This is a genomic window from Actinomadura harenae (assembly GCF_003696215.1).
In the GTDB taxonomy this organism is placed as follows: domain Bacteria; phylum Actinomycetota; class Actinomycetes; order Streptosporangiales; family Streptosporangiaceae; genus Spirillospora; species Spirillospora harenae.
Map to the genome: position 1 here is coordinate 30,677 of NZ_RFFG01000076.1, position 8,878 is coordinate 39,554.

An 8,878-nucleotide genomic window follows, 5' to 3' on the forward strand; every position below is an offset into this window, starting at 1 on the left:
CTCACATTGAAATCCCTGCCGGCGACGTTCGTGCCGGTCAGGTTCACATCGCGCTCGGCCCTCGCTCCCGAGCCGCCGCGTTCCCCGGGATTCACTCCGTCGTCGCCGACCATGAGGGGAAGTCTCACGGCCGATCATGCCTTTGTCCATCCCTGTCTCCATCGCCACTTGACTTCCGGGGTCTTGGCCTTGACGGCGTTATGTGGTGATATTTCCGGATGAAGATCGCGTTCGTCTCCGAACACGCCAGCCCTGTCGCCCAGGTCGGCGGAGTGGACGCGGGCGGCCAGAACGTCTTCGTCGATCAGTTGGCCAGGGCGGTCGCGCACACGGCTCGACCCGGCATCCCGGCATCCCGGCATCCCGGCATCGAAATCACCGTATTCACCAGGCGCGCGTCACTCGGTGGAGCCGACCGGATACGCATAGATCGACAGGTGGTGGTCGAGTTCATCCCGGCGGGACCGCCTACGGAGATCTCCAAGGACGAACTCCTCCCCTACGTCCCCGAAATGGCCGCCTACCTGGCACGACGATGGGCGGAAGATCCGCCGGACGTCGTTCACGCGCATTTCTGGATGAGCGGACGCGCCGCGCTCCTCGCCGCCCGCCCCCTCGGGATTCCCGTCGTCCAGACGTTCCACGCGCTCGGGACGGTGAAGTCACGACATCAAGGCGAACTCGACACCAGCCCGCCCGAGCGCCTCGGAATCGAACGGGAGGTCGTTCAGGGATGTGACGCGTTGGTGGCGTTGTGTGCGGATGAGGTGGCGGAGTTGCTTCGGCTGGACGCGTCGTTGGGGCGGGTGCGGGTGATTCCGTGTGGGGTGGACGTCGGGGCGTTCACGCCGGAGGGGCCCGTCGCCGGTCGGGGTGGGGGCGGGGCGCGGATTCTCACGTTGAGTCGGCTCATTCGCCGTAAAGGGATCGAGAACGTCGTCGCGGCGTTGCGGGAATTGCCCGGTGCCGAGCTTGTCGTTGCCGGTGGGCCGCCGGAGGCGCGGCTTGGTGAGGATGCGGAAGTGCGTCGGCTGCGGAATGTCGCGCGGGAGGCCGGGGTTTCGGAGCGGGTTCGGTTCTTGGGGCGGGTGCCTCGGGAGGACGTTCCGGCGTTGCTGCGGTCGGCGGACGTGTTCGTGTGCGTGCCCTGGTACGAGCCGTTCGGGATGACGGCTCTCGAGGCGATGGCCTGTGGGGTTCCCGTGGTCGCTTCGGCGGTCGGCGGGTTTCTCGACACGGTCGAGGACGGCGTCACGGGGTTTCTGGTCTCGCCGTCCCGGCCGGAGATGTTGCCTGAGGCTCTCGCGAAACTGCTCGGTGACGCGGAGCTGCGCGAGAGTTTCGGCAAGGCGGCCGTCGTGCGGGCGCAGGAATACTCGTGGGATCGGATCGCCGAGAAGACGATGGCGGTCTATCGCGGGCTGAGCGCCGGCGGGCGCAGCCGGTAGTGGCGTCGGAGTGCGGAGGTGGCGGCCAGGTAACCGGACATGCCGTGGACGCCCGGTCCCGGCGGTGTGGACGCCGAGCACAGGTACACGCCGTGGAGCGGGGTCGTGTACGGGTCCCAGCGGAACGTGGGGCGGACGGCGATCTGCCGCAGGGACATCTCGCCCGCGCCGATGTCGCCGCCCACGTAGTTCGGGTTGTAGGTCTCGTACTGGGCGGCCGTGATGCTGCGGGACTCCAGGACGGTGTCGCCGAAGCCCGGTGCGTAGCGTTCGATGCGCGCGCGCACGAGGTCGAGCGGTGGGGTGTCGTCGCCGTTCGGGACGTGCGCGTAGGCCCAGACCGGACGCTTGCCGTCGACGATCCGGCTCGGGTCGGCCACGCCCGGGTCGACGACGAGGACGAACGGGGAGTCGCTCAGGCGGCCTCGTGCTGCGAGGCGTTCGCCGCGCAATAGCTCGGCGCGGGTTCCGCCGAGGTGGACGGTTCCGGCGCGTCCGACTTGGGGGTTGGCCCAGGGGATCGGTTCGGAGACGAGGAAATCGACCTTCGCGGCACCCGGCGCGTAACGGAAGCGGGACAGCGCCCGCACGTAGCGGTCGGGAAGGTGGCGCCTCGCCATGGACAGGAAGCCGCGTGGGCTCGTGTCGAGGAAGACGAGCGGGAATCCGGAGAGTTCGCCCAGGTCGGAAATGCGGTGTCCGACGTGGAAGGTGCCGCCGTGGGCGGTGATGTCGTCCGCGAGGGCGCGGGCGATCTCGGCGCTGCCGCCGCGCGGGAGGGGCCAGCCCGAGGTGTGGGCGAGGTGGCCGAGCATCAGGGCGACGGCGTTCCCGACGGGCCCGGAGACCTGGCCGACCGCGTGCCCCGCGACGCCCGTGAACAGCGCGGACGCCTCGTCACCGTGGAACCGGGCGCCCTGGAGCGCGCGCCGTCCGAACAGCAGCGCTCCCGCCGGGGACGTCGGCGGACGGCGCAGATCGGACAGGAAGAGCCTGGTCAGGCTGTCGCTGTGGCGCATCAGCGGCGCGAAGAGGCGGCGCCAGGCGGGGCCGTCCGCGCCGAGGTCGGCGCAGGTGGCCTCCAGGGAGCGGTGGGCGAGGGCGGCGCGGCCACCGTCGAGGGGATGCGCGTAGGAGATGTCCGGGCGGACGAGGTCGACGCCGCGTCCGGGCAGGTCGAACTCGCGGAAGAACGGCGAGGCGGCCGCCATCGGGTGGACGGCCGAGCACACGTCGTGGACGATCCGCGGGTCGAACAGCGCCTCACTGCGGAGCCCGCCGCCGATCTCGGGCGCGGCCTCGAACAGCGTGACGTCGAGCCCGGCGCGGGCGAGCGTGACGGCCGCGGCAAGCCCGTTGGGGCCGGTGCCGACGACGGCGGCGTGTCCTACCGACCTCCCGGCTGAGGAGAACGCTGTCCTCCCGGCTGAGGAGAACTCTGACATCGCCACACCGTACCGAGCCTCCCGGAACGCCGTGGAAACGGGGCTGATCAGGCGGAGGGTCCCGTGAGAGGATCTCCCTCCTCACACCCTTCCTCCCCTTTCGGGGCCATCCGCAGGAGCACCGCTTGCGTCACCCCCTCAAGGCGACCCTCGTCGCCTCGACGGCCCTCGCGGCCGTCGTCGCAGTTCCGGCGTCCGCCGACGCCGCCACCCACGCCTGGCGCGTGGCGCTGAACGTCCACACGACGTCGTACACCGAGATGGACGCGGTCACCATCGCGTCGAAGAAGGACGGCTGGGCGTTCGGAAACGCGTACCACGCGAAGTCGAAGCCCGCGATCGTGCCGTTCTCCTACCGCTGGAACGGCAAGACCTGGAAGTACGTCGCCCTGCCGAAGGGCCTGGACGGCTACGTCCGGGGCGCCTCCATCCGCTCGGCGTCGGACGCGTGGGCCGTCAGCACGCCTGGTGAGTCCCCCGGCCACGGCCCGAACGCCCTCCTCCACTGGAACGGGAAGCGCTGGTCGATCGCGAAGCGCCTTCCGGGGCGGCCGACCTCCGTCAAGGCGTTCAGCGCGAAGAACGTCTGGGTGTTCGGGGCGGACATGGCCGCCAAGGGCTCCGGGACGTGGCACTACAACGGCAGCACGTGGAAGGCCGTGAAGACCGGCACGTTCACGCCCGACAACGTGAGCGCGACGTCGTCCACCAACATGTGGACGTTCGGACGCGACGCGGCGCCCGGCAAGGACTTCAAGACCGTCGGACGATTCAACGGCCGTACATGGACGATCACCAATGTCGGCGTGGAGGTCAACGCGATCCTCGCGGTGTCGTCGACCAGTGTGTGGGCGACGGGCTGCACTTACGGGGCCAAGAACCCGAACACCCTGCTGCACTGGAACGGCAAGAGCTGGAAGAAGGCGGCCGCGCCCGGCACGCGGTGCCTGCGTGACATGGCGCTCGACGGCTACGGCGGCGCCTGGTTCTCGTCACGGGACGGCGGGGTCCTCCTGCACCGCTCGAAGACGGGCAAGTGGAGCACGGTCCGGCCGCCGCACCCGAAGGGGACGTTGCTGCCGGGGCAGCTCGCCCATGTTCCGGGGACCGGCGTCACCTTCGCCACCGCGATCACGGCCGTGCTGGCGCCGGACGGCGCGCGACGGGGCGCGTCCGGTCAGCTGCTGAAGTTCTCCTGACCTATGGGATCGCGGGGGGCCCGGGTCGTCGCCGGCGCGTTGCTGGCCTGCCTGTGCGGGTTGTACGCGTCGACGGCGGTCGGGCGGTCCGCCGGGGTCCTCGTCGCCTCGTGCGTGCTGTGCGCCGGGGTCCTGGCCGTCTGGCTGCGTTCGCTCGGACGCGGCTGGACGGTCTGGGACCTCGGCGTTCTCGCGGTGTGCGGGTACGCGTGCGTGATCCCGGGCTGGGTCTCGGTCGGGCTGGTCGGGATGGTGGGCGGGGCGCTGGTCGTCGCGGGCCGGACGTGGGCGGCCGGAGCGGTCGCGGTGAGCGCGTTCGGGCTGGCGGCGCTGCGGGGCGGGCCGCCCGCGCACGTCCTGGACGTGACGCTGACGGCCGTTCTCAGCGGTGTGCTCGTCGTCGGGGTCGCCCGGCTGGTCGCGCGGATCGACGGGCGCGCGGCGGCGCGGATGACGCTGGCGCTGGCGGCGGTCGAGGAGGAACGGCTGCGGGTCGCGGCCGAGCTCGACGCGGGCCTCGGCAAGGGTCTGGACGCGGTCGCCGGGGCCCGTCCGGACGATCTCGAGGCGGTGCTGGCGACCGCGCGCGAGGCCCTCGGGACGGCGCGGGCCGCGTCGGTGGAGCTGCGGAGCCTGTCGCTCGCGCCGGAGATCGCGGCGGCGCGCGGGCTGCTGGCGTCCGGCGGGATCGCGGCGGACGTGACGACCGGCCACCGCGAGCCGCTCGGACGCGCCGGGACGCTCCTCGCGGTCGTCCTGCGCGAGGCGGTCACCGACGTCGTGCGCCGCGGGACGGCCCGGACCTGCGAGATCACGACGGCCGAGCGGGACGGGCTGCTCACGCTGCGGGTCGTCAACGACGGCGTCCGGACGTCGGAGCAGGGCGCGCACGCGCTGGAGGGCCTGGACGCGCGGATCGCGGCGGCGGGCGGGCGGCTCCGGACCGGTCTCGCCCTGGACGGGCGGTTCGCGGTCGAGGCGTCCGTGCGGGTTCCGGCGGACCGTCCGGTCGCGGAGGCGACGGCGGAGCGGCGGCTCGCGGTCGGGCTGCTGGCGGTGACGATCGTGGTGTTGAGCGTGAAGGGGCTGCTCCAGGTCCCGCCGCGCGAGCTGCCCGTCGCGGTGCCGTCGATGCTCGCGATGGTGATCCTGCTGCGCTGGACGCGTCCGCGCGGGCGCCGGTGGGGCGTGCTGCTGGCCGTCCAGGCGGTGGCGAGTTTCGTGCCGCTGGTCGTGCTGCGCGAACCCTGGGGGACGCTGCCCGGGCTTCTCCTCGGGTCGCTGTTCGTGCTGCTGCCCGTCCGGCTCGCGGCGGTGCTCGGCGTGCTGGTGACGGTCCTGACCGGGGTGGCCGCCTCGGGCCAGGAGATGGTCGTGAACACGCTGGTCAGCGTGCCGCTCACGGCGCTCGTGGTCTACGGGCTGCTGCGTCTGGCGCGGCTCGCGGACGAGCTGGCGGACGCGGCGGCGGCGCGGGCGCGGGCGGCGGTCGTCCAGGAGCGGCTGCGCGCCGCGCGGGACCTGCACGACCTGCTCGGGCACGGCCTCGCGGCGATCCTGATCAAGGGCGAGCTGGCGCGCCGCCTCGCGGGCGACCCGGACCGGGCCGCCCGCGAGTTCGCCGACATGGTCGCGATGGCCGAGCGGGCGCGCGCGGACATGGCGGCCGTGACCGGCGCCGCGCCGCGGCTGGAGTTCGGGCCCGAGCTCGCGTCGGCGCGCGGCGTCCTGGACGCGGCGGGCATCGAGGCGACCGTCGTCCGCGAGGGCGATCCGCCGGAGGACGCCGAGGCGGTGCTCGCGATCGTGCTGCGCGAGGCGGTGACGAACGTCCTGCGCCACAGCGAGGCCCGGCACGTGGAGATCACGGTCGGGAGCGACGGCCTGAGCGTGGCGAACGACGGCGTGTCCGGGCAGGTCACACCGCCCGGATCCGGTCTCGGCAACCTCGCGACCCGCCTCGCCGCGATCGACGGCACCCTCGAGGCCACGCGCACCCCGGACGGCTTCCGCCTCGCCGTCAGGCTGCCCGCCGCCGACCGGGCGGTGTGACCCCGACGGCGAAGATCAGTCCAGCCAGCCCGACTCGCGGGCGATGCGGACGGCGTCGGGGCGGCCCCGGGCGTTGAGCTTGGTGACGATCGCCGTGAGGTGGTTGCGGACGGTCCCGGCGGACAGGTGCAGGCGGTCGCCGATCTCGGCGGGTTCGGCGCCGTCCGCGAGCAGCCGCAGGACGTCCTTCTCGCGCGGGGTCAGCGGGTCGGCCGACAGGTCCCAGGCGGTGACGGCGAGGCTCGGGTCGAGGACGCGCCGCCCCTCGTGGACGGCGCGGATCGCGGCGACCAGGTCGTCCGGCGGGGCGGTCTTCAGCAGGAAGCCGCCGACTCCGGCGTCGAGGGCGCGGCGGAGCTGACCGGGCGCGCCGTTCGCGGTGAGGATCAGCGTCCGGCAGGACGGCAGCCTCTCGCGCAGCGTCGCGGCGGCGGACAGTCCGTCCAGGCCGGGCATGTCGACGTCGAGGACGGCGACGTCCGGGACGTGGACGAGCGCGGCGGACACCGCGTCGTCGCCGCGGCCGACGTCCGCGACGACCTCCAGGCCGTCCTCGAGGCCGAGCAGCGCGACCAGCCCGCTCCGGATGACGTGCTGGTCCTCGGCGAGCAACACCTTGATCACGTCACGAGCGTACCCATGACGATGTCACGGGTGATCGATGACGACCGCTCTTCAGGACGAACGCCCAGGTCAGCAGAGTAGAAGACATGAGCGAAGCGGTGGTCATGTCCGAGGTCTGCAAGGTCTACGGCAGGAACGGGAGCGCGGTGGCGGCGCTCCGCGAGGTGTCGGTGACGCTCCCCGCGGGGGCGTTCACGGCGGTGATGGGCCCCTCCGGGTCGGGGAAGAGCACCTTCCTGCACTGCGCGGCGGGCCTGGACCGGCCGACGTCGGGCGAGGTGCGGCTCGGCGGGACGGCGCTGTCGGGGATGAGCGAGACGCGCCTGACCGAGCTGCGGCGCGAGCGCGTCGGGTTCGTGTTCCAGTCGTTCAACCTGGTCCCGTCGCTGACGGTCGAGCAGAACGTGACGCTGCCGCTGAAGCTGGCCCGCCGCAAGCCGGACCGGGACCTGCTCGCCGAGGTGCTGCGGCGGGTCGGGCTGAGCGAGCGCGCGACGCACCGTCCGGGCGAGCTGTCCGGCGGGCAGCAGCAGCGGGTGGCGCTGGCGCGGGCCCTGGTCACCCGCCCGGACGTCGTGTTCGGCGACGAGCCGACCGGCGCGCTCGACACGATGACCGCCCAGGACGTCCTGCGGCTGCTGCGGCAGACCGTGGACGAGCTGGGCCAGACCGTCGTGATGGTGACGCACGACCCGGTGGCGGCGTCGTACGCCGACACCGTCCTGTTCCTCGCCGACGGCCGGATCGTGGACACGCTCGACGTGCCGTCCGCGTCCGCCGTCGCCGACCGCATGACCCGTCTGGGGGCGTACGCGCGATGATCCCTGCCAACTCGATGATCCTGAGCACTCTTCGTTACCGGCGGGCCGCGTTCGCGGGCGCGTTCGTCGCCCTGTTCTTCGCCGCCGCGCTCGTCACGGCCTGCGGCACGCTGATGGACACCGGGCTGCGCGGGACGGTCAAGCCCGTCCGGTACTCGGGCGCGCCGATCGTGGTCGCCGGCGACCCGCAAACGCACTTCCTGAAGCACAAGAAGGGCAAGACCAAGGAGAAGTCGAAGCCGAACGCCGCCCGCGCCTGGATCCCCGCCGACCTGGCCGCCAGGGTGCGGACCGTGCCGGGCGTCCGGCGGGTCGTGTCCGAGGTCGCGTTTCCGCTGGTCATGCCCGGTGTCGGGGCGACCGAGGGGTACAGCTGGGAGCCGCTGACGCCGGTGCGGCTGCGCTCCGGGCGGGCCCCGCAGGCGGCGGACGAGATCGTCCTGGACAGCACGGCCGCGAAGGTGACCGTCCTGACGGCGGGCGGGCCGCGCACCTACCGGGTCGTCGGGGTCGCCGACCGCCCGTACGTCGCGCCGGACGAGGCGCGCCGCCTCTCCGGGCGTCCCGGCCAGGTGTCGGCGATCGGCGTGTGGGGCGGCGACCCGAAGGCCGTCGAGCAGGCCGTGAAGGGGACGAACGCGACCGTGGCCACCGGCGACGACCGCGGACGCGTCGAGTTCGCGGGCGTCGGAGCGGCCCGGACGAAGCTGCTCAGCATGGGCGGCGCGCTCGGCGGAACGGCCCTGATCGTGGCGCTGCTCGCCGTCGTCGGCACCTTCGGCCTGGCGATCCAGCAGCGCGAACGCGAGCTGGCGATGCTGCGCGCCGTCGCGGCCACGCCCCGGCAGCTGCGCCGGATGCTCGGCCGTGAGGCGCTGCTCGTCGGGGCCCTCGCGACCGTCCCGGGCGCGCTGGCCGGGCTGCCGCTGGGCGGCTGGCTGCACGGCCGCATGGTCGCCGGGGACGTGATCCCCGCGAACCTTCCGCTGATCACCGGGCCGTTCCCGCCTCTGGCCGCGGCCGCCGCGACCGTCCTGTCGGCGTGGCTGGCGGCGCGCGTCTCGGCGCGGCGGATCACCCGGCTGCGTCCGGTGGAGGCGCTCGGCGAGGCCGCGCTGACGCCGGCGCGGGTCCCGGTGGCCCGGCTGGTCGCGGGCGTCGCGGCGGTCGCGGGCGGGATCGTGCTGAGCGTCGTCCTGCGGTCGGTGCACACCGACGCGGCGGCCGGGCCGCTGACCCCGCTGACGGCGCTGCTGTTCACGATGGCCGTCGCGCTGCTCGGGCCGCCG

Annotated in this window: 7 protein-coding genes; 5 read left to right on the forward strand and 2 right to left on the reverse strand. The window is 73.3% G+C overall.

Annotation, left to right across the window (positions count from 1 at the left end):
* Window positions 1-218 precede the first annotated feature (218 nt).
* Window positions 219-1,448, forward strand: coding sequence for a glycosyltransferase (locus tag EBO15_RS31255; protein ID WP_122198071.1), 1,230 nt, complete (start codon window positions 219-221; stop codon window positions 1,446-1,448).
* On the opposite strand, the gene EBO15_RS31260 is transcribed toward EBO15_RS31255, so the two are convergent.
* The gene (locus EBO15_RS31260) at window positions 1,412-2,893 is read right to left on the reverse strand and encodes a phytoene desaturase family protein (RefSeq protein ID WP_122198077.1); all 1,482 of its coding nucleotides are present in this window, start codon (window positions 2,891-2,893) and stop codon (window positions 1,412-1,414) included. The two genes, EBO15_RS31255 and EBO15_RS31260, sit on opposite strands and share 37 nt — an antisense overlap.
* 125 nt (window positions 2,894-3,018) lie before the next feature.
* Here EBO15_RS31260 and EBO15_RS31265 point away from each other — a divergent pair, with 125 nt between their 5' ends.
* Together EBO15_RS31265 and EBO15_RS31270 are read left to right on the forward strand one after the other, a co-directional pair.
* Window positions 3,019-4,092, forward strand: coding sequence for a hypothetical protein (locus tag EBO15_RS31265; protein ID WP_122198072.1), 1,074 nt, complete (start codon window positions 3,019-3,021; stop codon window positions 4,090-4,092).
* 3 nt (window positions 4,093-4,095) lie between these two features.
* Window positions 4,096-6,144, forward strand: coding sequence for a sensor histidine kinase (locus EBO15_RS31270; RefSeq protein ID WP_122198073.1), 2,049 nt, complete (start codon window positions 4,096-4,098; stop codon window positions 6,142-6,144).
* Window positions 6,145-6,159: 15 nt separating this feature from the next.
* Here EBO15_RS31270 and EBO15_RS31275 read toward each other — a convergent pair whose 3' ends face one another.
* Entirely contained in the window at window positions 6,160-6,768 is a 609-nt protein-coding gene (locus tag EBO15_RS31275; RefSeq protein WP_122198074.1) for a response regulator transcription factor, read from the reverse strand.
* 86 nt (window positions 6,769-6,854) lie between these two features.
* On the opposite strand from EBO15_RS31275, the gene EBO15_RS31280 reads away from it, so the two are divergent.
* Together EBO15_RS31280 and EBO15_RS31285 are read left to right on the forward strand one after the other, a co-directional pair.
* The gene (locus tag EBO15_RS31280; protein WP_199744922.1) at window positions 6,855-7,589 is read left to right on the forward strand and encodes an ABC transporter ATP-binding protein; all 735 of its coding nucleotides are present in this window, start codon (window positions 6,855-6,857) and stop codon (window positions 7,587-7,589) included.
* Window positions 7,586-8,878: ABC transporter permease (locus EBO15_RS31285; RefSeq protein ID WP_147481744.1), on the forward strand; the 1,293-nt coding region annotated here is incomplete at its 3' end. The genes EBO15_RS31280 and EBO15_RS31285, both read left to right, overlap by 4 nt.

What these genes read in the sequence shown, in the direction of transcription:
- EBO15_RS31255 (WP_122198071.1), top strand. Translation starts at nt 219, where the DNA reads ATGAAGATCGCGTTCGTCTCCGAACACGCCAGCCCTGTCGCCCAGGTC.
- EBO15_RS31260 (WP_122198077.1), bottom strand. Translation starts at nt 2,893, where the DNA reads ATGTCAGAGTTCTCCTCAGCCGGGAGGACAGCGTTCTCCTCAGCCGGG.
- EBO15_RS31270 (WP_122198073.1), top strand. Translation starts at nt 4,096, where the DNA reads ATGGGATCGCGGGGGGCCCGGGTCGTCGCCGGCGCGTTGCTGGCCTGC.
- EBO15_RS31280 (WP_199744922.1), top strand. Translation starts at nt 6,855, where the DNA reads ATGAGCGAAGCGGTGGTCATGTCCGAGGTCTGCAAGGTCTACGGCAGG.